Annotated in this window: 25 protein-coding genes; 20 read left to right on the plus strand and 5 right to left on the minus strand. The window is 62.6% G+C overall.

Going from position 1 to position 23650, the window contains the following annotated elements; all coding sequences use genetic code 11:
• Nucleotides 1-282: 282 nt before the first annotated feature.
• The 11 genes from oscA (at nucleotide 283) to OO306_RS24510 (ending at nucleotide 9725) form a co-directional block, all read left to right on the plus strand.
• Complete coding sequence (gene oscA / locus OO306_RS24460) at nucleotides 283-465, plus strand: sulfur starvation response protein OscA (RefSeq protein ID WP_003258557.1); 183 nt, start codon at nucleotides 283-285, stop codon at nucleotides 463-465.
• Between the two features lie 48 nt (nucleotides 466-513).
• Nucleotides 514-1521, plus strand: a complete 1008-nt coding sequence (locus tag OO306_RS24465; RefSeq protein ID WP_033702118.1) for a sulfate ABC transporter substrate-binding protein — start codon at nucleotides 514-516, stop codon at nucleotides 1519-1521.
• Nucleotides 1522-1706: 185 nt separating this feature from the next.
• Nucleotides 1707-2525, plus strand: a complete 819-nt coding sequence (gene cysT / locus OO306_RS24470) for a sulfate ABC transporter permease subunit CysT (RefSeq protein ID WP_012274724.1) — start codon at nucleotides 1707-1709, stop codon at nucleotides 2523-2525.
• Nucleotides 2526-2537: 12 nt separating this feature from the next.
• On the plus strand, nucleotides 2538-3410 hold the full coding sequence (cysW, locus tag OO306_RS24475; RefSeq protein WP_027592263.1) for a sulfate ABC transporter permease subunit CysW: 873 nt from the start codon (nucleotides 2538-2540) through the stop codon (nucleotides 3408-3410).
• Between the two features lie 3 nt (nucleotides 3411-3413).
• On the plus strand, nucleotides 3414-4403 hold the full coding sequence (locus OO306_RS24480) for a sulfate/molybdate ABC transporter ATP-binding protein (RefSeq protein ID WP_027592264.1): 990 nt from the start codon (nucleotides 3414-3416) through the stop codon (nucleotides 4401-4403).
• A 370-nt stretch (nucleotides 4404-4773) separates the two neighbouring features.
• Nucleotides 4774-5574 carry an energy transducer TonB gene (locus OO306_RS24485; RefSeq protein WP_099430731.1) on the plus strand — a complete coding sequence of 267 codons (801 nt, stop codon included), beginning with the start codon at nucleotides 4774-4776 and terminating at the stop codon, nucleotides 5572-5574.
• 40 nt (nucleotides 5575-5614) lie between these two features.
• Nucleotides 5615-6337, plus strand: a complete 723-nt coding sequence (locus OO306_RS24490) for a MotA/TolQ/ExbB proton channel family protein (protein ID WP_099430730.1) — start codon at nucleotides 5615-5617, stop codon at nucleotides 6335-6337.
• Nucleotide 6338: 1 nt separating this feature from the next.
• A complete protein-coding gene (locus OO306_RS24495) occupies nucleotides 6339-6740 on the plus strand; it encodes a biopolymer transporter ExbD (RefSeq protein ID WP_027592267.1) in 402 nt (133 codons plus the stop codon).
• 548 nt (nucleotides 6741-7288) lie between these two features.
• Nucleotides 7289-7870 (plus strand): alpha/beta hydrolase, encoded by a 582-nt coding sequence (locus tag OO306_RS24500; protein ID WP_027592268.1) that lies wholly within the window; start codon nucleotides 7289-7291, stop codon nucleotides 7868-7870.
• Nucleotides 7871-7932: 62 nt separating this feature from the next.
• A complete protein-coding gene (locus OO306_RS24505; protein WP_085272209.1) occupies nucleotides 7933-8763 on the plus strand; it encodes a sigma 54-interacting transcriptional regulator in 831 nt (276 codons plus the stop codon).
• Nucleotides 8764-8939: 176 nt separating this feature from the next.
• A complete protein-coding gene (locus OO306_RS24510) occupies nucleotides 8940-9725 on the plus strand; it encodes a MetQ/NlpA family ABC transporter substrate-binding protein (RefSeq protein ID WP_099430729.1) in 786 nt (261 codons plus the stop codon).
• A 167-nt stretch (nucleotides 9726-9892) separates the two neighbouring features.
• Here OO306_RS24510 and OO306_RS24515 read toward each other — a convergent pair whose 3' ends face one another.
• Nucleotides 9893-12256, minus strand: coding sequence for a penicillin acylase family protein (locus OO306_RS24515; RefSeq protein ID WP_265970121.1), 2364 nt, complete (start codon nucleotides 12254-12256; stop codon nucleotides 9893-9895).
• An 86-nt stretch (nucleotides 12257-12342) separates the two neighbouring features.
• Here OO306_RS24515 and OO306_RS24520 point away from each other — a divergent pair, with 86 nt between their 5' ends.
• Entirely contained in the window at nucleotides 12343-12909 is a 567-nt protein-coding gene (locus tag OO306_RS24520; protein WP_027592276.1) for a sugar O-acetyltransferase, read from the plus strand.
• On the opposite strand, the gene OO306_RS24525 is transcribed toward OO306_RS24520, so the two are convergent.
• Nucleotides 12888-13457 (minus strand): DUF6436 domain-containing protein, encoded by a 570-nt coding sequence (locus OO306_RS24525; protein ID WP_238217598.1) that lies wholly within the window; start codon nucleotides 13455-13457, stop codon nucleotides 12888-12890. The genes OO306_RS24520 and OO306_RS24525 overlap by 22 nt on opposite strands.
• Nucleotides 13458-13690: 233 nt before the next feature.
• Here OO306_RS24525 and OO306_RS24530 point away from each other — a divergent pair, with 233 nt between their 5' ends.
• Complete coding sequence (locus OO306_RS24530) at nucleotides 13691-14617, plus strand: alpha/beta hydrolase (RefSeq protein ID WP_099430725.1); 927 nt, start codon at nucleotides 13691-13693, stop codon at nucleotides 14615-14617.
• Here the strand turns inward: OO306_RS24530 and OO306_RS24535 are convergent, their stop codons facing one another.
• Entirely contained in the window at nucleotides 14618-15370 is a 753-nt protein-coding gene (locus OO306_RS24535) for a DUF2059 domain-containing protein (protein WP_027592279.1), read from the minus strand.
• Between the two features lie 113 nt (nucleotides 15371-15483).
• Between OO306_RS24535 and OO306_RS24540 the strand changes: the two genes are divergently transcribed.
• Nucleotides 15484-16116, plus strand: coding sequence for a 2OG-Fe(II) oxygenase (locus tag OO306_RS24540; protein WP_265970126.1), 633 nt, complete (start codon nucleotides 15484-15486; stop codon nucleotides 16114-16116).
• Nucleotides 16103-16600 (plus strand): DUF523 domain-containing protein, encoded by a 498-nt coding sequence (locus OO306_RS24545; RefSeq protein WP_265970122.1) that lies wholly within the window; start codon nucleotides 16103-16105, stop codon nucleotides 16598-16600. The genes OO306_RS24540 and OO306_RS24545 overlap by 14 nt, the downstream gene beginning before the upstream one ends.
• 99 nt (nucleotides 16601-16699) lie before the next feature.
• Here the strand turns inward: OO306_RS24545 and OO306_RS24550 are convergent, their stop codons facing one another.
• The gene (locus tag OO306_RS24550; RefSeq protein WP_265970123.1) at nucleotides 16700-17176 is read right to left on the minus strand and encodes a transporter substrate-binding domain-containing protein; all 477 of its coding nucleotides are present in this window, start codon (nucleotides 17174-17176) and stop codon (nucleotides 16700-16702) included.
• 199 nt (nucleotides 17177-17375) lie between these two features.
• Between OO306_RS24550 and OO306_RS24555 the strand changes: the two genes are divergently transcribed.
• Nucleotides 17376-17852: a DUF4399 domain-containing protein gene (locus OO306_RS24555; protein ID WP_265970124.1), complete on the plus strand. Its 477-nt coding sequence runs from the start codon at nucleotides 17376-17378 to the stop codon at nucleotides 17850-17852.
• Nucleotides 17853-17906: 54 nt separating this feature from the next.
• Here the strand turns inward: OO306_RS24555 and serA are convergent, their stop codons facing one another.
• A complete protein-coding gene (serA, locus tag OO306_RS24560) occupies nucleotides 17907-19136 on the minus strand; it encodes a phosphoglycerate dehydrogenase (protein ID WP_027592284.1) in 1230 nt (409 codons plus the stop codon).
• Between the two features lie 171 nt (nucleotides 19137-19307).
• On the opposite strand from serA, the gene OO306_RS24565 reads away from it, so the two are divergent.
• The 4 genes from OO306_RS24565 (at nucleotide 19308) to OO306_RS24580 (ending at nucleotide 23555) form a co-directional block, all read left to right on the plus strand.
• Nucleotides 19308-20705, plus strand: coding sequence for an FAD-binding oxidoreductase (locus tag OO306_RS24565; protein WP_265970125.1), 1398 nt, complete (start codon nucleotides 19308-19310; stop codon nucleotides 20703-20705).
• A 25-nt stretch (nucleotides 20706-20730) separates the two neighbouring features.
• Complete coding sequence (locus OO306_RS24570; RefSeq protein ID WP_099430720.1) at nucleotides 20731-21396, plus strand: fumarylacetoacetate hydrolase family protein; 666 nt, start codon at nucleotides 20731-20733, stop codon at nucleotides 21394-21396.
• Nucleotides 21397-21639: 243 nt separating this feature from the next.
• Entirely contained in the window at nucleotides 21640-22560 is a 921-nt protein-coding gene (locus OO306_RS24575) for an SdiA-regulated domain-containing protein (RefSeq protein ID WP_099430719.1), read from the plus strand.
• Nucleotides 22561-22652: 92 nt separating this feature from the next.
• On the plus strand, nucleotides 22653-23555 hold the full coding sequence (locus OO306_RS24580) for an SdiA-regulated domain-containing protein (RefSeq protein WP_252826166.1): 903 nt from the start codon (nucleotides 22653-22655) through the stop codon (nucleotides 23553-23555).
• Nucleotides 23556-23650 lie beyond the last annotated feature (95 nt).

The following is a 23650-nucleotide window of genomic DNA, read 5'->3' on the forward strand; positions in this document are numbered from 1 at the left end:
TGTGGCCGTGGAACAAACTCGGCGCGCCTTAACAAAAAACACCACCCCCACCCCCACCCTGGGGGGTGGGGTTTCACCGGCCATTGCTGTGGTGGTTCCCCCGCCGCATTCGCGGGTAAACCCGCTCCCACAGGGTCGGCGTGATGGCTTTGCAAAATGGTTATATAAACATTCTTAAACAGTATTTTTAAGAATATCCCCGCCTCACTACTATTGCCCTCAAGCCAGGCGCAAATCCCCTTCAAACCTCTGCCCGGCACCCTCACTCCAAGGAGAACGAGCATGAGTGCATCTCTGCGTAGCATCGACGGTCAGGACGAAGCCACCATTCTGCGTGAGATCCAGAGCGCCCTGCGCGATCTGCGTTTCGGTGCGGTGGAGATTACCGTGCACAACGCTCAGGTCGTCCAGATCGAGCGCAAGGAGAAGTTCCGCCTGCAACAGCCCGGCAACAAGACCGGCTGATCGCGCCACACCTCTAAAACTAGAAAAATGCCAATCGGGAGCTTCACCATGTCCATCCGCCGTTATGCGCTCGCCGCCCTGGCCAGTGCTGTTTTTGCCGGTTCCGCAATCGCCAAGGACTACGAACTGCTGAACGTGTCCTATGACCCGACCCGTGAGTTGTACCAACAGTACAACGCCGAATTCATCAAGCACTGGCAGCAGTCCCACCCGGACGACAAGGTGAAGATCCAGCAATCCCACGGTGGCTCGGGCAAACAGGGCCGCGCCGTGATCGATGGCCTGCGTGCCGACGTGGTAACCCTGGCCCTGGCCGGCGACATCGACGAAATCGCCAAGCTCGGCAAGACCCTGCCGGACAACTGGCAGACCCGCCTGCCGGACGCCAGTACCCCGTACACCTCGACCATCGTGTTCCTGGTGCGCAAGGGCAACCCGAAAGGCATCAAGGACTGGGGCGACCTGATCAAGAAAGACGTCTCGGTCATCACCCCGAACCCGAAAACCTCTGGCGGCGCCCGCTGGAACTTCCTCGCCGCCTGGGCCTATGGCCTGAAGACCGGCGGTAGCGAAGACAAGGCCAAGGCTTACGTGCAGGAGCTGTTCAAGCACGTGCCGGTGCTCGATACCGGCGCCCGTGGCTCGACCATCACCTTCGTCAACAACGGCCAGGGCGACGTCCTGCTGGCCTGGGAAAACGAAGCCTTCCTGGCGCTGAAGGAAGACGGTGGCGCAGACAAGTTCGAAATCGTCGTGCCGTCGCTGTCGATCCTGGCCGAGCCACCGGTGGCCGTGGTCGACAAGAACGCCGAGAAGAAGGGCAATACCGCGATTGCCACCGAATACCTCAAGCACCTGTACAGCCCGGCTGGCCAGAAGATCGCTGCCGAGAACTTCTACCGCCCACGTGACGAGAAGGTCGCTGCTGAATTTGGCAAGCAATTCCCGAAACTGGACCTGGTCACCATCGACAAGGACTTCGGTGGCTGGAAGACTGCACAACCCAAATTCTTCAATGATGGCGGTGTGTTCGACCAGATCTATCAGGCACAGTAAGCGGTTATGGAAAAACGGGGCCGCTGTGCGGCCCATTCGCGGCACAAGGCCGCTCCCACAAGGAACCGCGCTCCCCTGTGGGAGCGGCCTTGTGCCGCGAATGGCTGCACAGCAGCCCCAAGATTCAGAAGCCTGCACTGGCCCGGGATTGATTCCGGGCTTCGTGCGTTCAACCAGGGATACTTATGTCACGTCGTATTTCCCCCGTCATACCCGGCTTCGGGCTGACGCTGGGTTACACATTGGTGTACCTCAGCCTGATTGTGCTGATTCCGCTGGCGGCCATGTTCATCCATGCCTCGCAGCTGACCTGGGAGCAGTTCTGGAACATCATCAGCGCGCCGCGGGTCATCGCCGCGCTCAAGCTGAGTTTCGGCACCGCCCTGTTCGCCGCCATCATCAACGGTGTAATCGGTACGCTGCTGGCCTGGGTACTGGTGCGCTACACCTTCCCCGGGCGCAAGATCATCGACGCGATGATCGACCTGCCGTTCGCCCTGCCTACCGCCGTGGCCGGTATCGCCCTGACGGCCCTGTACGCCCCGGCGGGCTGGGTTGGCCAGTTCGCCACCGACCTGGGCTTCAAGATCGCCTACACACCGCTTGGCATCACCTTGGCGCTGACCTTCGTGACCCTGCCGTTCGTGGTGCGCACTGTGCAGCCGGTGTTGGCCGACATCCCGCGTGAAGTCGAAGAAGCCGCCGCCTGCCTGGGCGCAAAGCCGCTGCAGGTGTTCCGCCACATCCTGGCCCCGGCACTGCTGCCTGCCTGGCTGACCGGCTTTGCCCTGGCCTTCGCCCGTGGGGTGGGTGAGTATGGTTCGGTGATCTTCATTGCCGGCAACATGCCGATGAAGACCGAGATCCTGCCGCTGTTGATCATGGTCAAGCTCGACCAATACGACTACACCGGCGCGACTGCCATCGGCGTGCTGATGCTGGTGGTTTCCTTCATCCTGCTGCTGCTGATCAACCTGCTGCAGCGCCGCATCGAAACCCCTTGAAGGAGGCCGGCTATGTCTAGTTCATCCCTGAGCGCTACCGCCGCCGCCAATGCCGCCCGCCGCGGCAGCGCCACCTCGCGGCGCATCCTGATCGGCCTTGGCTGGCTGGTGTTCGCGCTGTTCTTGCTGCTGCCGCTGGTGATCGTGGTATCGCAGGCGCTGAAAAACGGTTTCGGCACTTTCTTCGAGGCGATCTTCGAGCCCGACGCCTTGTCGGCGCTCAAGCTCACCCTGTTTGCCGTGGCCATCTCGGTGCCGCTGAACCTGGTGTTTGGCGTCAGCGCGGCGTGGTGCGTGAGCAAGTACACCTTCCGTGGCAAGAGCGTGCTGGTGACCCTGATCGACCTGCCGTTCTCGGTCTCGCCGGTGATCGCGGGCCTGGTCTACGTGCTGATGTTCGGCGCGCAAGGCCTGTTCGGCCCCTGGCTGCAGGACCATGACATTCAGATTGTGTTCGCACTGCCGGGCATCGTCCTGGCGACGATCTTCGTTACCGTGCCATTCGTTGCCCGTGAACTGATCCCGCTGATGCAAGAGCAGGGCACCCAGGAAGAAGAGGCCGCGCGCCTGCTGGGCGCCAATGGCTGGCAGATGTTCTGGCATGTGACCCTGCCCAACATCAAATGGGGCCTGATCTACGGCGTGGTGCTGTGTACGGCGCGGGCGATGGGTGAGTTCGGCGCGGTGTCGGTGGTGTCCGGCCATATCCGCGGCGTTACCAACACCTTGCCGCTGCACGTGGAGATCCTCTACAACGAGTACAACCACGTCGCGGCCTTCAGCGTGGCCAGCCTGTTGCTGATCCTGGCGCTCTTCATCCTGCTGCTCAAGCAGTGGAGCGAGAACCGTATTAACCGCCTGCGCCATAGCGCTGCGGAGGAATAATTCATGTCGATCGAAGTTCGTAACGTCAGCAAGCGCTTCAACAGCTTCCAGGCCCTGGACAACATCAACCTGGATATCCACAGCGGTGAGCTGGTGGCCTTGCTCGGCCCGTCCGGCTGCGGCAAGACCACCCTGCTGCGCATCATTGCCGGCCTGGAAACACCGGATGACGGCAGCATCGTGTTCCATGGCGAGGATGTGTCTGGCCACGACGTGCGTGATCGCAACGTCGGCTTCGTGTTCCAGCACTACGCGTTGTTCCGCCACATGAGCGTGTTCGACAACGTCGCCTTCGGCCTGCGCATGAAGCCAAAGGGCGAGCGCCCGAGCGAAAGCAAAATTGCTGAAAAGGTGCATGAGCTGCTGAACATGGTCCAGCTCGACTGGCTCTCCGACCGCTACCCCGAGCAGCTTTCCGGTGGCCAGCGCCAGCGTATCGCCCTGGCCCGCGCCTTGGCGGTAGAGCCTAAGGTGCTGTTGCTCGACGAGCCGTTCGGTGCCCTGGATGCCAAGGTGCGTAAAGAGCTGCGCCGCTGGCTGGCGCGGCTGCACGAAGATATCAACCTGACGTCGGTGTTCGTCACCCATGACCAGGAAGAGGCCATGGAAGTCGCAGACCGCATCGTGGTGATGAACAAGGGTGTGATCGAGCAGATCGGCTCGCCGGGTGAAGTGTACGAGCAGCCGGCCAACGACTTCGTCTACCACTTCCTCGGCGACTCCAACCGCCTGGCCTTGAGCGAAGGCCACCACGTGCTGTTCCGCCCGCATGAAGTGTCGCTGTCGCGCCATGAAACCGAAGGCCACCATGCCGCCGAGGTGCGCGATATCCGCCCGCTGGGCGCGACCACCCGGGTGACCTTGAAGGTGGAAGGGCAGAGCGAGCTGATCGAGGCCGAAGTGGTCAAGGACCACGACAGCCTGACCGGCCTGGCGCGCGGCGAGACGCTGTTCTTCAGGCCGAAGGTGTGGCAGAAGGTGGCGGATATCTAAGCTACCCCAGCGTATGGAACCCGGGCTCTGTCCCGGGTTTTTATTGCCGGGTGGATTGCTGAGGCTGCTTCCCACCCCTTCGCCGCACAATGCTGCACCGCGATCCCCTGTAGGAGCAGCCTTGTGCTGCGAATCGAGGGCGCAGCCCTCGCAGCAATCTCATGCCTTACGCGAATATTTTGCATGCCCACAAAGCATCGCTAATCGCCCTGAAGCCCACAGCCCGCGAAATCCGTGGCCTTCACACGATCGCTCAAAAACAATATTCAATTAAGTTCTAACCATAATTTTAAACATTACTTTAAGAGATAAGCCTCTGGCCCCGATGATTCAGCCACACACCTGAATCGAGACCCCAGGAGTTTGATCAATGGGTAATGTCCAGACGGCCGTCAGAGCCTACGACCAGCCATGGCGCCCGGCACCGGGCGACCTGGTCGAGCTTGGACGCACGCTTCGTCTTCCGCTTGGCCAGCAGCGCCTGCAACGCACGCCTGCCAGCGGCCTCAAGCGCCGCGACAAGCTGGCGTTGGCGCTGCTGGTACTGGCGCTGCACGGCGCCGCCGCCTACTGGGTCAGCCAGGCACCGACGCCTGAGCTGCCCGTGGTGCCGCCGCAGGTGCCACCCATGACCATCGAGTTCGCCGCCCCTGCGCCGCCCGTGGTCGAGCCGCCACCCCCGGCACCCGCGCCGCCGGTGGTCGAGCCACCGCCGCCACCACCGGTAGTCGACGAGCTGGCCGCCAAGCCCAAACCGAAGCCAAAACCGATCCCTAAGCCTGTGGTCAAGCAGGCGCCCAAGCCGCAGCCGAAACCGGTCGAGGCACCGCCACCGGCACCCGTTGCAGCCCCGGCACCGCCAGCCCCTGCGCCACCCGCGCCGGCACCGGTGACACCGGCTTCAGCCAACGCTGCGTACCTCAAGAACCCGGCGCCGGAGTACCCGCAGATGGCCCAGCGCCGCGGCTGGGAAGGCACCGTGCTGTTGCGCGTCGAGGTGTTGCCCAGTGGCAAGCCGGGGCAGATCCAGGTGCAGAAGAGCAGTGGCCGCGATGCCTTGGACGCCGCTGCGCTGGCTGCCGTCAAGCGCTGGAGCTTCGTCCCCGCCAAGCAAGGCGACGTGGCCCAGACCGGCTGGGTCAGCGTGCCAATCGACTTCAAGCTTCGCTAACGCATTTCACAGAATCAGCAGAACATAGGAAGACATCATCATGAGCCTGTTGGCATCCCCCCTCGAATCCGTTGAAAGCGCAGTCATCTGGCTGCTGGTTGGTTTCTCTGTCGTCACCTGGGGCCTGGCCCTGGTCAAGGTCGTGCAGTTCGTGCGGCTGAAGAACCAGGACAAACGCTTCCACCAGCAATTCTGGGCAGCCTCCAGCCTGGATTCGGCCGCCGAAATCAGCCATGAGCTACCTGGCCCAGCCGCCCGCGTTGCGCAGTCCGGTTATGCCGCTATTGCCGTCGGCGATACCACCCAGGCCAACGACCTGAGCCACGCCATCAATCACCAGGACCGCCTCGAACGCGCTCTGCGCCAGCAGATCGTCCGCGAGCGCCGTTCGCTGGAAACCGGCCTGGCGGTGGTCGCCAGTATCGGCAGTACCTCGCCCTTCATCGGCTTGTTTGGCACCGTGTGGGGCATCATGGAAGCGCTCAAGGGTATCAGTGCGGCAGGTTCCGCCAGCCTCGAGACCGTGGCCGGGCCGATCGGCGCGGCACTGGTGGCCACGGGAGTGGGTATCGCCGTCGCGGTGCCAGCGGTACTGGTTTACAACTACTTCCTGCGCCGCCTCAAGCTGACCGCAGCAGACCTGGACGACTTCGCCCATGACTTCTACAGCCTGGCGCAGAAGAGTGCCTTCCGGGTACTGGTGCACCCTGCCGTGCACAAAGCCCAGGCCGGTTTCACTCAGCCGGTGAAGGAGGCGTCCTGATATGGCCTTTTCGACCCAGGACAGCGACGAAGTCCTCAGTGAAATCAACGTCACGCCGTTGGTGGACGTCATGCTGGTGCTGCTGGTGGTGTTCATCGTCACTGCGCCGCTGCTGACCAACGCCATCCCCATCAACCTGCCCAAGACTGAGGCGGTGGCGCCGGTGGAGCAAAAAGACCCATTGGTGGTGAGCATCGACGGGGCTGGCAAGTTGTTCATCAACAAGGACGAGATCCAGCCGGACCTGCTGGAAACCAACCTCAAGGCGGCCAAGGCCAAGGACGCGGAAGTTCGTGTGCAGTTGCAGGCCGATGATGGCGTGAACTACGGCGAAGTGGCGCGGGCCATGGCGGCGATTGAACGTGCGGGGATCAGCAAACTGGCGGTGATTACCGCGCGCTGATTCGGCAATCCTCTTCAGGCAAGTGACTCTCTTTGAGAGCTTATGGGCCACATCTCTTGGCAGGGGTTGGCCCTTTTTTTTTGGCCTGATGGATAGGTATTGGGCTACAAGGTGTTCGCCGGTGAATGTTTAGCGCCTGTTAGATCGAGCGCCGCCCGCGCGGCGCTTCGCAGCACAAGGCTGCTCCTACATCTGTTTCGGGCCAATTATTCCTGAGGCATGGGCGCGCGGCCCTTCGGTTGCTGACACGATATCGAGTCGGACCAACAAGGCGGTCGCGCGCAAATGGCACAGGCCTCACTGGCCCGAAACAGATGTAGGAGCAGCCTTGTGCTGCGAAGCGCCGCGAGGGCGGCGCTCGATCTGCGCCCCACCGCACCCCCCAAGCCATGCCTCCGTTGCCATCCCCCATCCTCGCAACAATGCGCTTCGCACCCCCCAGCAAAAATTCCTTTTAGGTTATTAACAAATAGCTTCTTATTCCTTTACGAATATAACTCCCTCCCTATACTGGTCTCCAAGCACGCAAACTTACTGGAGGCGTCCCCATGCGCAATGAGTCGATTCGTTACCTGATTGTGCCGGGCTGGCAGGGATCGCCAGACAACCATTGGCAGAGTCACTGGCAACGCACCCTGCCCAATAGCGCCCGGGTCGAGCAGCACGACTGGCTGACCCCGCAGCGGCGCGATTGGGTGCAGGCCCTGGAGCAGGCGATTGCCGCGGAACGCTCGCCGGTGATTCTCATCGCACACAGCCTGGGCTGCGTCACGGTCGCCCACTGGGCCGCCGAGGCCAGCCCGGCGTTGCTGCGCCAGGTACGTGGCGCATTGCTGGTGGCGCCGGCGGATGTCGAGCGGCCGACCTGCGCGCCGGCACTGCGCAACTTCGCGCCGATTCCGATGCAGGCGTTGCCGTTCCCAAGCCAGGTGGTCAGCTCCGACAACGACCCGGCGGTAAGCGTGCCGCGCGCGCTGCACCTGGCCCAGGCCTGGGGGGCCGAAGCGGGCTTGCTGACCAACGCCGGGCACATCAACGTCAAGTCCGGGCACGAGCGTTGGGAACAAGGCTTCGCCTACCTGTACCGCTTGCAGAGCCGGGTGGAGCAACGCGCACTGCGCCGCGCCTGATCGCCTACTGATTACCGTTTGCCTGACGCCCGGCCACCGAAGGCCTGGGGCGGGAGTTTTTCATGACTTTTCAAAACCCGTTTGGCCAGCCGCTGCTGACCTTTCCCGAGCTGGACAAGAGCCCACTGAGCATTCGTGCCAAGGCGCTGGTGTTCATCGACCCGCGCTCGCAACAGCTGCGCGAAGACCTCGAACGCCTGGCGCCGCAGCCCTTGCCGGTGTTGATTCGTGGCGAGACCGGCACCGGCAAGGAGTTGCTGGCACGGCAGATTCACCGCGCCAGTGACCGCGCCGGGCTGTTCGTCTCGGTCAACTGCGCGGCCATCAGCCCGACCTACGCCGACGCCGAGTTGTTCGGCTACAGCGCCGGTACCCACGGCGGCACCGCCAGCAGCCGCGCCGGCTGGTTCGGCTCGGCCAACGGCGGCACGCTGTACCTGGACGAGATTGCCGACTTGCCGCTGGAGATTCAGGGCAAGCTGCTGGCCGCACTGGAAAACCGTGAAGTGACGCGCGTCGGCGCGCAGCAGCCTCAGCCTGTGGATGTGCGCCTGGTGGCGGCGACCAGCATCGACCTGGCGCGGGTGGTGAAGGCCGGCAGGTTCAATGAGCGCTTGTACCAGTACCTGCGTGAGGGTGCGCTGGAGCTGCCGCCGTTGCGCGAGCGACGTGGCGATATCCTGCCGCTGGCCGAGTACTTCGTGGGTATCTACACCGCCCGCCTGCAGCGCTCGGTGCCGCTGATCAGCGACGCCGCCCAGCAGGTGCTGGAAGCCCATGCCTGGCCCGGCAACACCCGCGAACTGGAGAACGTCATCCACTTCGCCTTGCTGGTGAATGACAGCGAAGAGATCCAGCCGGAAGACCTCGACCTGGCCAACCCTGCGCGCTAGACAGCGCTCATAAGCAAAGGCGGTGATGGCAGTTTGTTTTTGGAATAAGCAGCGAATTAAAAGATATTGTTGCGGCATAAGAAATCTCGGTATTGTCCGCTTCACGCTCACCCGACACGGGGCAGGGCACACGACTTCGCCATCGCCGATGGCCCAGATTCAGAATAAGGACCACCATGAAGAAGACCCTGCTGACCACCGCCCTGGCCGCTGCCCTGTCGTTCGCCGGCCTGGCCAACGCCGCCGAGAAACTGGTGGTTGCCGCCACCCCGGTGCCGCATGCCGAGATCCTCGAGCTGATCAAGCCGACCCTCGCCAAAGAAGGTGTGGACCTGCAGATCAAGGTCTTCACCGACTACGTGCAGCCGAACGTGCAGGTTGACCAGAAACGCCTGGACGCCAACTACTTCCAGACCCTGCCGTACCTGCAAAACTTCAACGAAGGCAAGGGCACCCACCTGGAAACCGTGGTCGGTGTACACGTCGAACCGTTCGGTGGCTACTCGAAGAAGGTCAAGAACCTGAGCGAGCTCAAAGAAGGCGCCACGGTTGCCATCCCTAACGAGGGCAGCAACAGCGGCCGCGCCCTGCTGCTGTTGCAGAAGGCTGGCCTGATTACCCTGAAAGACCCGAAAAACGCCCTGGCCACCCCGAAAGACATCGCCGAGAACCCGAAGAAACTGAAGTTCCGCGAGCTGGAATCGGCCATGCTGCCGCGTGTGCTGGATCAGGTTGACCTGGACATGATCAACACCAACTATGCCCTGGAAGCTGGCCTGAACCCGGCCAAGGACGCGCTGGTGATCGAAGGCGCCGACTCCCCGTACGTCAACTTCCTGGTTGCCCGCCCGGACAACAAGGACAGCGACGCCATCCAGAAACTGGCCAAAGCCCTGACCAGCCCGGAAGTGAAAGCGTTCATCGCCAAGAAATACAGCGGTGCCGTGCTGCCGGCGTTCTGATCCGTTCGTTGCCCCGCGCCTGAAAACGCCGACGCCATTGCGTCGGCGTTTTTGTTGGTGCGCGTGATGCAATCCTTTGTAGGAGCAGCCTTGTGCTGCGAAGAGGCCCGTGACAGCACCGAAATTTACAGTGTTTTCACCGGCCTCTTCGCAGCGCAAGGCTGCTCCTACTCTCCAGGAATCAGCCTGAGCGTACGCTGCGCCGGAATCACCCCCATCTGCGCCCGTTGGTACTGCCCTTCGATGTACCCCGCAGCCTGATCCGAATAGTGCTTATCAAACGGCACCCCGCTTTGCCCGACCGGGTTACTGGTCAAGGCTTGCCCGGCATCGGCGAAGTCGATCAGCCTGCGTGTCGAAGGCCCATACGTCACCGGCCACGGCGCCGGCCCGATTTTCGCCGACAGGTTGTTGGGCACCTCATGCGTGCCAGGCGCCGCGAACGGGCCGACGTTGAACAGCAGGTTCAGCGGCTTCTTCACGCCAAGCGGATGGTTATGGGTCAGGGTATGGGCTTTGCCCCATTGCCAACTGGCCGGGTCGCTGCCCAGGGTGTCTCGCAGGTGCTTCACGCTTTTTTGCCAGGCGATGCGCACGATCGCAGTGCGGTCGGTGCGTTCGTTTGCTCCCCGCGTGCTCCACCATGGCGACTCGGCATCGGCGGCCAAACGAGGCAAAGCGGCATCGATGGCGCGGGTGCTGATCAGCACCGGGAACCAGGTGTCGCCCAGTTCGTCATGCAGGGCCGCGAACGCCAGTTCATACAGGAACTGGTTGAACAGCGTGGCGCTGATCGAGTCCAGGGGGTAGTCACCGCTCCAGGCTGCCAGTTGCTCGACCAGCTCCTTTTCCTCGTCCCCTTCGGCCACTGAGCGCAGCGTCGCCAGCAGCGGTGCAAGGGTGCGTGGGCCATGGTCGCTGGCGGTGTCCAGCTGCAGGGCCTGGCTGTTTTGGGTATCCCACTTTACGTCAGGGTTGGCCAGGTGGCGGTCGAGCTGGCGGCCACGGTCCGGCAGGTTGTAGTAACCCGGCACCGGCACGGCCGAGGGCGGCTGGTAGTTGGCCGACACGATGTAGCCGCGTGCGGGGTTTTCTTGCTGCGGGTTGGCGCTGAAGGGGTAAAAACCGAGCTTGTCTGCCTGTGGGCTGGCGCCATCGAGGATGAATGTCGGGTTGACCCCCGCCGGGCGGATCGGCAGTTGTGCCGCAGCCCACCAGCCGATATCGCCACGGGCATTGGCCCAGACGAAGTTCAGCCCAGGCGCCTGAACCTTGGCGGCCGCCTCGCGCATCTTGCCCAGGGTGTCGGCGCGGTTGAGCTGGTAGAACCCGTCGAGGATCGGGTTTTCGGTTTCCAGAAACGCCCACCACATGGCCACCGGCGTGGTCCCGGCGGTAGCGCCCAATACCTCGTTGACGATCGGGCCGTGGGGCGAGCGGCGCAGGCTGAGGGTGACGGGCGCCTCGCCTTTGACGGCGAGGGTTTGCTCGGTCTTTTCCAAGGTTTGCCAGGTGCCGTCGATCATCACCTGGTCGGTGTTTTCGGGGTTGGTCCGTTCGGCGATCAGGTCGACGTCATCGTTCTGGAACATTGTCAGGCTCCAGCCGAAGTCGCGGTTGTGGCCGAGCAGCGCGAAGGGGTTCAGCGCCTGGAAGTAGCCATACAAGTTGAACCCAGGAGCCGACAATTCGGCCTCGTACCACACCGCCGGTACCGCGAAGCTGATGTGTGGGTCACCGGCCAGCAGTGGCTTGCCGCTGCGGGTGCGGCTGCCGGCGACGGCCCAGGCGTTGCTGCCTTCGAATTGCGGGATACCCGCGTCGCCCAACGCGTCGTGGCTAAGCCGGGCAAGTGCCTCCAGGCTGCGCCAGTCGGCGGCCGCCAACGGCGCGGCCAGGGCGCCTTCGGGTTGCCAGTCGAGGTCGAAGATGTTCAGGTACTGCGGGCCGAGCTGGTCGCGAATATAGGTGAGCGCGGGCTCGGTGCGGAATGCGGCTGCGAAGCTGTAGGCCAGGTAACCGGCGATGCTCAGGGTGTCTTCAGCGGTGAACGGGCGGGGGATGATGCCCAGCAGGTCGAACTCGATCGGCTTGGGGTGGCTGGCCTGCCAGCTGTTGATGCCCTCCAGGTAGGCTTGCAGGGCCTGCCAGGCGGGTGATTGGCGGTCCAGCCGCTGCACCATCAGCGCCGCTTGGTCGCGAATACGCAAGCTGCGGAACAGGGTGTCGGTGGGCACGAGTTTTTCGCCCAGCACTTCGGCCAACTCACCGCGCGCCAGGCGGCGCATGATCTCCATCTGGAACAACCGGTCCTGGGCGTGCACATAGCCGAGGGCGCGGTACAGGTCCTGTTCGTTCTGTGCCTGCAGGTGCGGAACGCCGCGGCTGTCATAGCGCACGCTGACCGGCGCCTGCAGGCCGGCGATCGCCACTTCGCCCTCGCGTTGCGGCAGCTTGCCGTGCACGTACCCGTATCCGGCGCCAGCGGCCACGGCGATTACCACGGCCAACAGGGTCAGGCTGCGCTTCATCGAGACTCCTTGTGCATTCGAACGGAAACTGTGGTCCGATCATCGACGGATTCGCGCACAGAGCATAGCCCTCGAAAGGAGTTTCCATGTCCCTCAGCGAAAAACAGAAAATGCTCGCAGGCCAGCTCTACCATGCCGGCTGCCCCGAGCTGCAGGCCGAGCAAATTGCCAACAAGCACTGGATGCAGCGCTACAACAGCAGTTTCGAGCTGCTCAACGATGCACGTCACGGCCTGCTCGCCGAGCACTTCGGCCAGGCCGGCGAAGGCACGGTGATCCGCCCGCCGTTCTATTGCGACTATGGCTACAACATCAGCATTGGCCGCAACACCTTCATCAACTTCAACTGCGTGATCCTCGACGTGCTGCCGGTGCGCATCGGCGACGATTGCCAGATTGGCCCGGCGGTGCAGATCTACACCGCCGACCACCCACTCGACCCTGAGCTGCGGCGCACCGGGCTGGAAAGCGGCCGGCCGGTGAGTATTGGCAACAATGTGTGGATTGGTGGCGGGGCGATCATCCTGCCGGGGGTGACCCTTGGCGACAACGCGGTGGTCGGCGCGGGCAGTGTGGTCACCCGCGATGTGCCGGCGGGTGCGGTGGTGGTCGGTAACCCGGCGCGGGTGCGTCAGCCGGCCCAAGGGCAGTAGCAACCCACCGCCAAGGTGTTGGAGGCGGTCACCTGGCGGTTGTCGATCAACGCCTTGAGGATCGGTTCGATGAAACTGTTGCTGGCGTTGCACACCGCCCCTTCACTGTAAGGCCCGAAGTAGGCGAGGTGGCCTTGTCGGTCCCAGATGGCCACGGCCGGAGAGGCGGGCAGGTGTTCGCTGCCGGGCAGGCTGGCGAGGGGCTTGAGGGCGCTGAGGTTCGCGGGCAACTGGCCGTGGCTGCCGGGTTTTTGCAGCACATGGAAGCTGACGCCGTCGCCTGCGAAGTGGCTGACCAGGTCGGCCAGGTGCTGCTGGTTGCCCACATTGCAGGGGCAGGCCGGGTCCCAGAAGTGCACCACACGGATCGGGCCGGGGCCAGCCAGTTCTGCGGGCAGGCGCAGTTGGCTGCCGTCGAACAGGGTGGCCTGGTTGTCGAACGGGCGCAGGTAGCGGGACTGGAAGGTGGTGTAGGCCTGCCAGAGAATGCCAACGCCAACCAGTAGGGCGATTGCCGTGCACGATGTTTTGATGATTCGGCTATTCATGAGGAGTCATTGGCCCTTTGTGGGAGCGGCCTTGTGTCGCGAAAGGACCGCGCAGCGGTCCCGGCATTTCTGCGATAGCGCTGAAACCGGGGCCGCTTGGCGGCCCTTTCGCGACACAAGGCCGCTCCCACAATTTGATAGGTGTTGGTTGTTCGAGGGTGAGCAAGCTTGCCACGACGCCAGCTAGAGCTGAATATCACAGATCAATACTCGCTTCGCTCTGGATGTACCCGATGCCCGCCGCTTTGCTCCCCGACCTTCTGCGTGCCAGCCTCGCGCCCTTGACCGATCGCCAGCCGTTGTCGGCGCAGGGGCGCGATTACCAGCATTTTTATGGCCTGGACCTGCCCGTGCACAGTTGGCTGGGTGGCTTTCAAGCGGCCGGGTTCGAGTTGGTCGGGCAAGTCTGGCTGCCGCCGCAGCCGGTGGCCACGGTGTTCCTGCTGCATGGCTATTACGACCACATGGGCCTTTATCGGCATGTGATCGAGTGGGCACTGGGCCAGGGTTATGCAGTGATCAGCTGTGACCTGCCCGGCCATGGCCTTTCCAGCGGTGAGCGGGCCAGCATCAGCGACTTTTCGCTGTATCAGCAGGTGCTCGATGCACTCTTCGAGCAAGCCCGCAGGCTGGACCTGCCGCGGCCTTGGCATTTGTGCGGGCAAAGCACGGGCGGCGCCATCGTGGTCGACCACCTGTTGCACCGGGGCGAGCAAAGCCCAGCCGATGGGCAGGTGATCCTGCTTGCACCGCTGGTGCGGCCCAGCTCGTGGCGTTGGTCGAAGCTCAGCTATTGCGTGCTGCGCCATTTCGTCAATGGCATCGAACGGCGCTTCAGCGAAAACACCAACGACCCGGCCTTCCTAGCGTTTCTGGAGGCCGACCCCCTGCAACCGCGTCGTTTACCCACGGCCTGGGTCGGCGCACTGATCGCCTGGGTCAAGCGCATAGAAGCCGCGCCACGCAGCACACGGCGGCCCTTGATCGTGCAGGGTGAGGCGGACGGCACGGTGGACTGGCCCTACAACCTCGAGGTGCTCAAGGCCAAGTTCACTGAGCCGCAAATACTCATGCTGCCCGAGGCGCGGCACCACCTGGCCAATGAACTGCCCGGCATTCGCCAGCGCTACTTCACCTTCATCGACCAGCGCCTGGGCTGATCACTTGAGGTCGGCAGCACTCTGGCCGACCGCCAGCCCCGCGCGCACGGCAGCCAGTGCGGCCTGGTAATACGCCTTGCCTTCGGGTGATTCGGCGAAGTTGGCGAATTGTTCCAGCTCGGCGTCGGACAAGTCGCGGTACACGTACAACAGCGTATTGTTGAGGTCCTCGCCGATCTGGCCCATCAGGCGTTGGCGCTGGCCATCGAGCAGGCTCTGGGCCTGGCCGCCGCCAAACAGGCCGGGGATCATCGAACTGAGGCTGTCGGCGGCGACGCCGGCAATCGCCAGGCTGACCTCTGCACCGGCCTCGCGGGCGGGCAACGCCTGGGCCAAGTGGCCGATAAGCAACAGGCGGTCGTCACTGGCCTGGACCTTCGGCAGGCCTTTGGCGTTTTTGGCCAACTGGTCCTTGCGCGTGGCTTGCAGTTCGGCAGCCACCACCTTGCGGCCCAGCGGCGACTGGAAGAAGGCCAGCGCTGGCGCAGGGTTGCTCAGGGTTGCGCGCAGTTTCGCCTGGGCACGACGGTCCACGGCCTGGGCCTGGAAGCGCTGATTGCTGTTGTTGACCAGCGCTTGGTAGACGGCAGGCGGCAGGCTATTGCGATAGCGTTCCTGGGCGGCACTCAGGGCATCGTTGAAGTGGGCGCGCTGGTCGGGCCAGCCGGCGGCCTTGTACAGTTGATCCAGGCTGTCTGCCCAGACAGGCATGGTGCAGATCATCAGCAGAATCAGGGAAAACAGACGGCGCATTCAGGACTCCTGTCGGCAGGCTGCCATTGTCCTTGGCCCAGCGTCGGTTTGTCGAGATATCAGCGCGCTTCTCGGCCAAGTGGCGCTGTGCGAGTGCAAGGCTAATGGATATGATGCGCGCCATGCACATCTCCCCTGAACACCCGATGCTTGCGGCCGTCGTTGACGATCTGGCCACCCATGGCTGGTCCCAGCAGGCGCTCTTTTTGCCTGCCGACCTGGTGCGCGCGCTGGCGGCCGAGTGCCGGCGCCGTGACGCCGAAGGCGAGCTCAACCCGGCAGGGGTTGGGCGCGGGGCTTCACAGGAGATCCGCGAGGCGATCCGCGGTGATCAGATCCAGTGGGTCGACCCCGGCCAGGCCGCTGCCTGCGACCAGTACCTGGCGGCCATGGACCAGCTGCGCCTGGCCATCAACCAGGGGCTGTTCCTGGGCCTTGAAGAGTTCGAATGCCATTTTGCCCTGTACCCGCCGGGCGCGTTCTATCGCCGCCATCTGGACCGCTTTCGTGACGATGACCGGCGCATGGTTTCGGCAGTGCTCTATTTGAACGAAGACTGGCAGCCACAGGATGGCGGCCAGCTGCGCATGTTCCTGGCGCAGGGTGTCGAGCACGATGTGCCGCCTGTGGCCGGATGCCTGGTGGTGTTCCTGTCGGGCGATGTGCCCCATGAGGTATTGCCGGCCGGGCGTGAGCGCCTGTCGTTGACTGGCTGGTTCCGGCGCCGTGGCAATGACCCGTTCTGAGTTGCCCAAGGTGCTGGTCAGCGCATGCCTGCTGGGGCAGCCGGTGCGCTATGACGGCCGCGCCAGTGGCCATCCGGGTGTGTTGCAAGCCTGGCAGGCGGCAGGGCGGGTAGTGCCCTTGTGCCCGGAAGTGGCCGGTGGCTTGCCCACACCGCGACCGCCTGCGGAGATACCAGGCGGGCAGGGCAGCGCGGTGCTCGATGGCCAGGCACAGGTGCTGACGGTGACGGGTGAGGACGTCAGCGACGCGTTTCTGGCCGGTGCTCAGCTGGCGTTGGCGCTGGTGCGCCGGCACGGGATTCAAGTCGCGGTGCTCAAGTCTGGCAGCCCTTCGTGTGGTAATCGCCTGACCTACGATGGCACCTTCAGCGGGGTGAAGGTGCCGGGGGAGGGCGTGACCACGGCGCTGCTGCGCCGGGAAGGGGTGCTGGTGTTCAGCGAGCTTGAGCTGGATGAAGCACAACAAGCGCTGGCGAACCTGTAGGAGCAGCCTTGTGCTGCGAAGAGGCCGCACCTGCAACACCCGTTCCTGCCTTGCCGGCCCTTTCGCAGCGCAAGGCTGCTCCTACAAAGAGCCGGTCATTCACTGGCCTGCAGCCGTCTCCTGGGTACCCTTGAACCACTTCTGCTCCAGCTCTGCCATGCGCCCATCGTCCTTGATCCGTTGCAGGGCATTGTTCACCGCGCTCTCGAACGCCGGGTTGTCTTTCTGGAACGGAATGACCTGTTTCTTCTCACCATAAGGCTGGCTCACGTCCAACTGTTTACTGGTGTTCTGTTTATTCAAGGTGATGTCGTACTTGCCACTCTCCACGCCCGGCAGAACTTCTTCAGCTGGCGTTTCAATGAATTCAGCCCGCAGGTCCAGTTCCTTGGCCAGGAATTGCCCGAACTCGATCTCGAAACCCGTGAGGTGGTCGTTTTCCCTGAATACATAGGGCGGTGTATCGGACTGCACGGCAATGCGCAGTTCGCCGCGGTCGTTGATGTCGTCTATCAGCTCGGCTTGGGCCAATGGACTGATCAGTACTGCAAGCAGTACGCCTAGGGTCGAACGCATGAATGCCCCTTTTTTATTCGGCAGATGAATTTCATTCGCCACGGCTTTCTTCCTCGTCGTGGTCGAGCGCAGCCTATGACCTTGAAGCCTTGGCGAGGTTTAACCCTAACTGAAATATTTCTCTTTGTGGGCTATGGTGATCTACCGCTGTCGCACGTTTTAACGGCAGTGGTCTTTAAGTGAATCACAGGAGAAGTGAATGAACAGCCTATTTTCGCGTGCTGCCGTAGCCGGTCTGCTGATGGGGGCCTCGGTGTTCGCCAGTGCCGCGGATGCCCTGAAGAGCCAGGAGCCGCCCAAGGATGCCAAGGTCGTCATCGTTTCCCCCGCCGATGGCGCAACGGTCGACAAGACCTTCACCGTCAAGTTCGGCATCAAGGGCATGGAGCTCAAGCCTGCGGGTGATCAGACCCCGCATAGCGGGCATCACCACCTGCTGGTGGACGTCGACAAAGAGCCGGTGGCCGACATGCCCCTGCCAACCAGCCTGATGCCTGAGAACAACGTGCCGCTGCCGGCCGGCCCGCAAGTGCTGCACTTCGGCAAGGCACAAACCGAGGCGACCATTACCCTGACCCCAGGCAAGCACACCTTGCAGTTGGTATTGGGCGACAAGTACCACGTGCCGTTCAAGCCGAGCGTCGAATCGAAGAAGATCACCGTCGAGGTGAAGTAATCACCCACGAAAAAGGGAGGCCACCAGGGCCTCCCTTTTTCATGCCGCTGAAACTTAGAACAGAACGCGGGAGCGGATAGTGCCCTTCACGTGCTGCAGTTTCTCTTGCGCCAGGTCCGAGTACTCGGCGTCAACGTCGATCACCACGTAACCCACTTTCTCGTTGGTCTGCAGGAACTGACCGGAGATGTTGATGCCGTTCTCGGCGAAGACCTTGTTGATTTCGCTGAGCACGCCAGGGATGTTTTCGTGGATGTGCAGCAGGCGGTGTTTGCCTGGGTGCGCCGGCAGGGCAACTTCCGGGAAGTTGACCGAAGACACCGAGGTACCGTTGTCGCTGTACTTGACCAACTTCTCGGCAACTTCCAGGCCGATGTTCGCCTGGGCCTCGGCGGTGGAACCACCGATGTGCGGGGTCAGGATGACGTTGTCCAGGCCGCGCAGCGGGCTTTCGAACTCTTCATCGTTGGAGCGCGGCTCGACCGGGAACACGTCGATGGCGGCGCCGATCAGGTGCTTGTCCTTGATCGCGGCAGCCAGGTGATCCAGCTCGACCACGGTACCGCGGGCGGCGTTGATCAGGATCGAGCCCTTCTTCATCGCACGGATTTCCTTCTCGCCGATCATCCACTGGGTGGATGGCAGCTCAGGTACATGCAGCGAGACGATGTCGGCCAGGCCCAGCAGCTCGTGCAGGCTGGCGACCTGGACAGCGTTGCCCAATGGCAGCTTGGTCAGCGGGTCGAAGAAGTACACCTGCATGCCTAAGTTTTCAGCCAGCACCGACAGTTGGGTGCCGATCGAGCCGTAGCCGACGATGCCCAGCTTCTTGCCGCGGATCTCGAAGGAGTTGGCCGCGCTCTTGATCCAGCCACCACGGTGGCACGAAGCGTTCTTCTCGGGGATGCCGCGCAGCAGCAGGATGGCCTCGGCCAGCACCAGTTCGGCGACCGAACGGGTGTTCGAGTACGGGGCGTTGAACACGGCGATACCGCGCTCGCGGGCCGCTTCCAGGTCGACCTGGTTGGTACCGATGCAGAAGCAGCCGACCGCAACCAGCTTCTTCGCGCAGTCGAAGATCTCTTCAGTCAGTTGCGTGCGCGAGCGGATGCCGATGAAGTGGGCATCGGCGATCTTTTCCTTCAGCTCGGCTTCCGGCAACGAACCAGTGAGGTATTCGATGTTGGTGTAGCCGGCAGCCTTGAGGGTATCGACCGCGTTCTGGTGCACACCTTCAAGAAGAAGGAACCTGATCTTGCTCTTGTCGAGAGAAGTCTTGCTCATCTGCGTAAACCTGTATCCCGGAGAAAAAATGGCGAGGGGTGATGCTAGGCGCGGCGTCGGCCTTAGCATGAACAGCGGGAGGGCTATGCTAGCATACGCGACACAATCTGAGCTTATCCCGACAGGTGAAGAGTGCTCAGGGTGACTATGAATAAGTCGAGAGTTCCAGCGATGACCCACCCCGCTGTTATTGATGAACTGATGACCCTTGTCGACCCTGGCAAGGTCCTGACTGACGCCGTTTCCCTCGAAGCCTACGGCAAGGACTGGACCAAGCATTACCCGCCAGCGCCCACGGCCATCGTGTTCCCCAAGAGCATCGCGCAGGTGCAGGCCATCGTTGCCTGGGCCAACCGCCATCAGGTAGCGCTGGTGCCGTCCGGTGGGCGTACCGGGCTGTCGGGCGGTGCCGTGGCGGCCAATGGCGAGGTCGTGGTCGCGTTCGACTACATGAACCAGATTCTCGATTTCAACGCCTTCGACCGCACGGTGGTCTGCCAGCCAGGCGTCATCACCCGGCAGTTGCAGAACTTTGCCGAAGAGCACGGCCTTTATTACCCGGTCGATTTCGCCTCCAGCGGCTCCAGCCAGATTGGCGGCAACATCGGCACCAACGCCGGCGGCATCAAGGTGATTCGCTACGGCATGACCCGCAACTGGGTGGCCGGGCTGAAAGTGGTTACCGGCAAGGGCGAGCTGCTGGAGCTGAACAAAGACCTGATCAAGAACGCCACCGGCTACGATCTGCGCCAGCTGTTCATTGGTGCCGAGGGCACGCTGGGCTTTGTGGTCGAAGCGACCATGCGCCTGGACCGCGCCCCGCGCAACCTCACCGCGATGGTGCTGGGCACGCCGGATTTCGACTCGATCATGCCGGTGCTGCATGCCTTCCAGGCCAAGCTCGACCTGACGGCCTTCGAGTTCTTTTCCGACAAGGGCCTGGCCAAGATCATGGGCCGTGGCGATGTGCCGGCGCCTTTCGAGACGGATTGCCCGTTTTATGCCCTGCTGGAGTTCGAGGCCAGCACCGAAGAGGTCGCCAACGAAGCTTTGGCCACCTTCGAGCACTGTGTCGAGCAGGGATGGGTGCTGGACGGGGTGATGAGCCAGAGCGAAACGCAGCTGAAAAACCTGTGGAAGCTGCGTGAGTACCTGTCCGAAACCATCTCCCACTGGACCCCGTACAAAAACGACATTTCTGTCACCGTCTCCAAGGTGCCGGCGTTTTTGCGCGACATCGATGCCATCGTCGGCGAGCATTATCCGGACTACGAGGTGGTCTGGTACGGCCATATCGGCGATGGCAACCTGCACCTGAACATCCTCAAGCCCGACGCCATGAGCAAAGATGCCTTCTTTGCCTCCTGCGCCAAGGTCAACAAGTGGGTGTTCGAAATCGTCCAGCGCTACAACGGCTCGATCTCGGCCGAGCATGGCGTGGGCATGACCAAGCGTGACTACCTCGGCTACAGCCGCTCGGCCGAAGAAATCGCCTGCATGAAGGCAATAAAGGCCGTCTTCGACCCTAACGGCATCATGAATCCGGGTAAGATCTTCGCTCCTGAATAATAAGCAGTATGCAGAGGAGTCGGCCATGAGTTACCAGCACCAGTACGTAGACGGCACGCGCATCCACTTCCCGTTGGGCAAGGTGGTGTGCATCGGTCGTAACTATGCCGAGCATGCCAAGGAACTGGACAACCCGATCCCCAGCGAGCCGTTGCTGTTCATCAAACCGGGCAGTTGCGTGGTGCCGCTGGAAGGTGGTTTCAAGATCCCGACCGACCGTGGCGTTGTGCATTACGAGGCCGAGATTGCTGTGCTGCTGGGCAAGCCGTTGTCCACCAAGCCAACCGAAGAAGAGGTGCTGGACGCCATCTCCGGTTACGCCCCGGCGCTCGACCTGACCCTGCGCGACGTGCAGGCCAAGCTCAAGGAAAAGGGCCTGCCCTGGGAGCTGTGCAAGAGCTTTGACGGCGCCTGCGTGCTGCCGCCGTTCGTTTCGGCGGCCAGTTTCGAGGATGTGACCGACATCCCGGTGCGCCTGACCCTCAACGGCCAAGTGGTGCAGGACGGCAACAGCGCGTTGATGCTCAACCCGATCGTACCGATGATCCAGTACATGGCGGCGCATTTCTCGCTGCAGGCGGGCGATGTGATCTTGACCGGTACCCCGGCGGGCGTAGGGCCGTTCAATGTGGGTGATGAGCTGGTGATTGAATTGCCGGGTGTGAGCCGCTTCGAAAGCCGGGTGCTCTGAACCGGAACCGCGTTGCCTTCTTCGCGGGCAAGCCCGCTCCCACAGGGGCTGCACAAGACCTGACATTGTGAAATACCTGTGGGAGCTGGCAAGCCCGTTCCCACAGGGACTGCATAAAACTTGAAGCTTGTGAAATGCCTGTGGGAGCGGGCTTGCCCGCGAAGAGGCCGGCACTGTTTACCGATTTTTCACACCTTATCTGGATAATGCGCGGACCTACGCCCATTTTCCCAGGATCCACGTATGCCATCTCGCTCCAGCGCCCCGGCAACTCCCAAGCGTCGCTTTTACCTGCGCTGGCCGTTCGGCCTGGCAGTTGCAGCGGTGATCGGCTATGGCGTATCCGTGGCCATGCACTGGGATGACCGCGGGGCACTGTGGGTGAAGGAAAGCTTTGAAAGCACCGCCGAGCAAAGCGAGAGCGTCTGGCTGCCGGCCTATCAGGCCGATATCGACGCCAAACCGCTGCCCGGCATGGACGATGACGAAGCCTCGGACGTGGCCTTCAACCCGCAAACCCGCACCTTGTTCGCCGTCATGGGCAAGAACCCGTTCCTGGTCGAGCTCAGCCTGGACGGTAACGTGCTGCGCCAGATTCCATTGAATGGCTGGAACAACCCGGAAGGGCTGGCCGTGATGGAGGACGGGCACCTGGCAATCGTCGACGAACGGCTGCACGACCTGACTGTGGTCAAGGTGGATGCGCACACCACGTCGCTTAACCATGGCGACTTCCCGAGCTACGACCTGGGCAAGTCGGTGAAGAGCAACAAGGGCTTCGAGGCCGTGGCCTGGGACCCGATGCGTCAACGCCTGGTGATCGGCGAAGAGCGCCCGCCCAAGCTGTACACCTGGAGCACCGATGGCCGTAGCCCGCTCAAGGGCGACAAGCAGCTGCTGCCCAGTGATGAACTCGACCTGCGCAACCTGTCGGCCCTCGGCGTCGACCCGCGCACGGGGCACCTCCTGGTGCTGTCGGCGGACTCCAACATGCTGCTGGAGCTGGATGAGCAGGGCCAGCAAGTCAGCTTCATGACCTTGCTGGGCGGTTTCAACGGCCTTGAGCACACCATCCCGCGTGCCGAAGGCGTGGCCATGGATGACCAGGGCAACCTGTACATGGTCAGTGAGCCGGCGCTTTTCTATCGGTTCAAGAAAAACTGACAGCAACATCAGACTTGTCGGATGCTGGCATTAAGCTTTGATTCAGTTGTTCATGGTTAGATTCGCCACCCTTACGTCGAGTCTGTCCCCAAATGCGTCGCTATCTTCGCCTGTCACTGATTCCGGCCTTAATTGGCCTGCTCTTGCTCGGCTGGGCCGGGCAGGAGTTTCGCCTGTTCGAGCGCGGCTGGTTCAACCTGAAAACCTGGTGGCAGCCAGCCGAGCAGGGCATCGGCCTGGACCGTTATCGGGTGGTGGTCGAGGCGCAGCCTGTCGAGGGGCTGGACGATGACATTTCGGCGCTGACCTACGACCCAGACCGCAAGACCCTGTTCACCGTGACCAATGCGCGTTCGGAGCTGATCGAGCTGTCGCTGGACGGGCGCATCCTGCGGCGCGTGCCACTGACCGGCTTTGGCGACCCGGAGGCGGTGGAGTACGTGGGCCCCAACAGCTACGTGATCACCGACGAGCGCCAGCAACGGCTGATTCGCGTGCGCCTGGACGATGACACGCTGTTCCTCGATGCCGGCGATGCCGAGCAGTTGACCCTGGGCATTGGCCTGAACGGCAATAAGGGGTTCGAGGGGCTGGCGTACGACTCGGCCGGCAAGCGCCTGTTCGTGGCCAAGGAGCGCGACCCGATGCTGATCTACGAGGTGCATGGCTTCCCGCATGACAACCCCGAGCAGCCTTATGCCGTGCATGTGGTGCAGGACCGCAAGCGTGACTCGCGTTTGTTTGTGCGGGACCTGTCGAGTTTGCAGTTCGACGAGCGCAGCGGCCATTTGTTGGCGCTGTCGGATGAATCGCGGCTGGTGCTGGAACTGGATGTGAAGGGCAAGCCGCTCAGTACCTTGTCGCTGCGCAAGGGGTACCAGGGGTTGAAGGAGACGGTGCCGCAGGCGGAAGGGATTGCGATGGATGAGGCCGGGACCATTTACCTGGTCAGTGAGCCGAACCTGTTTTACGTGTTCAAACAGCCGGCAGATTAAATGCGGCCCTGCGCGATCCAGGTAGGAGCAGCCTTGTGCTGCGAAGAGGTCGGTAACAGCAGCGCAGATTCACTGTGAAGTCACCGGCCTCTTCG

Source organism: Pseudomonas sp. DCB_AW, from assembly GCF_026240895.1.
Taxonomy (GTDB): Bacteria; Pseudomonadota; Gammaproteobacteria; order Pseudomonadales; family Pseudomonadaceae; genus Aquipseudomonas; species Aquipseudomonas kermanshahensis.